The sequence below is a fragment of the Lachnotalea glycerini genome (genome assembly GCF_003201285.1).
GTDB lineage: Bacteria > Bacillota > Clostridia > Lachnospirales > Lachnospiraceae > Lachnotalea > Lachnotalea glycerini.
On record NZ_QICS01000044.1, the window covers coordinates 1 to 1,560 of the forward strand.

A 1,560-nucleotide genomic window follows, 5' to 3' on the forward strand; every position below is an offset into this window, starting at 1 on the left:
TTGACGGTGGCAGGAACGGCAGAAACAGTGGCAGGTGGTATTGGAGATATCTTTGGAGCGGTCATATCAATGAGCGGTGCGGGAGCAGCGGCAGGGATACCGACTATTGCAATCAGCACAGATGTTTTGATAACCGGAATAGCAGAAATGGCATATGGTATATCAATTAGTATGACGGCTACTGATAACTTAGCCGGAGATATTAAGAAAGCACAAGAGGCGGCGGAGAATACCGATGTGAGTAAGGGAGGCTCTGAAGCGTCATTAGATACAGGTAAATGGAACAAGGGTTCATTTGAAAGCCCTGAAAAATCATTACGGAAGCATTTTAACAAACATGGTGCTGAAGTAGGTGCAAAAGATCCACAGCAATATCTTAGAAAGGCAGAAGAATTTGCTCGTAATCTTAAAGGGGCAAGAAAAGCATACGATATTCCAGGTGAAACACCTAATATTACTAGATATTACAAAAACGGAAAATATATTGATTTAGCACCAGATGGAACAATAATTTCTTTTGGTAAACAGTAACGAAAAGGAGGGGCATTAGATATGTGGAAGAACTTGAAGATAGAAAATGTTGGAGCAATCGAAAGGTGTGTGGCTGAATTTCAAATATGGGCACATAATATTTTGCCATATGGAAAAATGAAAATAAAAATATATGAGAGCCAAGAGGGAAAATTTTATGGGTACACAGACATAAGAATTATAAGAAAATTTGATGATAGCCCTGAAGGTGCTGTAGGACATGGAAAAACAATAGAGGAGGCATTAATGGACACAGTAAACCATTTTATGCAAATTGCAAATGAAGATTATCCAGCTTATGAATATCCAAATGGGTTACCTGAAGAAAAGATTGTATATTCAGACTATAGTGATTTTTAATTTATTAAGTATTCAGTTTAGGAATATAAAGATGATAAATTATACACAAATTAAAATCTATTATGGTTATAGTTTGTACAACCAACTTCCTAAATCCCTGTCGTTTAATTCAGTATCATGTCTCTCACGAATTGATGTAATCCATGATTACTGAATTAAGAGACTTATGCAAAAAAATTTGCATGGATATACAATCGGATTTTTAGGTGTAGTTCAAATATGATGATATAAATGCACTCTTTCGAACAAAATTTAAATGTTTGAAAGGGTGCATTTTAACTAAGTGGCACAGGTAAGTGGAGAAACCGACAGCCCTTATGGGTACAATGCGGAAGCAGTGGATACCAATACCGGATTGCAATATCTACGAGCAAGGTATTATAATAGCAGTATCGGAGGATTTCTGATACAGAACACCGATACAGGATGCTTGGAAGATCCGCTGGCGATTCACATCAAAAGTGAACCCACAAAAACAGTCAAAACAACGGCAGGAATCTCAGATTACCTACATTTTCCGGGAGAAGTTCAGGTAGAGAGTGAGGTATCTGTGGATCCGGTTACGCAAAGTCTGGAAAACCGCTATGGAGAAGTAACCACGAAAACTGACAGTTATGCGTATGCAGGAGGGTTGTTTGTAACTGCGTTTGGTGAAGCCGAGCGAATTAT

At 38.1% G+C, this 1,560-nt stretch carries 2 protein-coding genes and 1 pseudogene; all 3 read left to right on the forward strand.

The features are described 5' to 3' along the window. Positions 1-531 (forward strand): hypothetical protein (locus C8E03_RS22210; protein ID WP_207657832.1); only part of this gene is annotated, 531 nt, incomplete at its 5' end. A gap of 21 nt (positions 532-552) precedes the next feature. Further along, a complete protein-coding gene (locus C8E03_RS21720) occupies positions 553-891 on the forward strand; it encodes a hypothetical protein (RefSeq protein WP_110292109.1) in 339 nt (112 codons plus the stop codon). Between the two features lie 283 nt (positions 892-1,174). Beyond that, positions 1,175-1,560 (forward strand): annotated as a pseudogene (locus tag C8E03_RS21725) (hypothetical protein); the annotation flags it as partial.

Excerpts from the sequence above, each read along its gene's own strand:
- C8E03_RS21720 (WP_110292109.1), top strand. The coding sequence starts at position 553 with ATGTGGAAGAACTTGAAGATAGAAAATGTTGGAGCAATCGAAAGGTGT.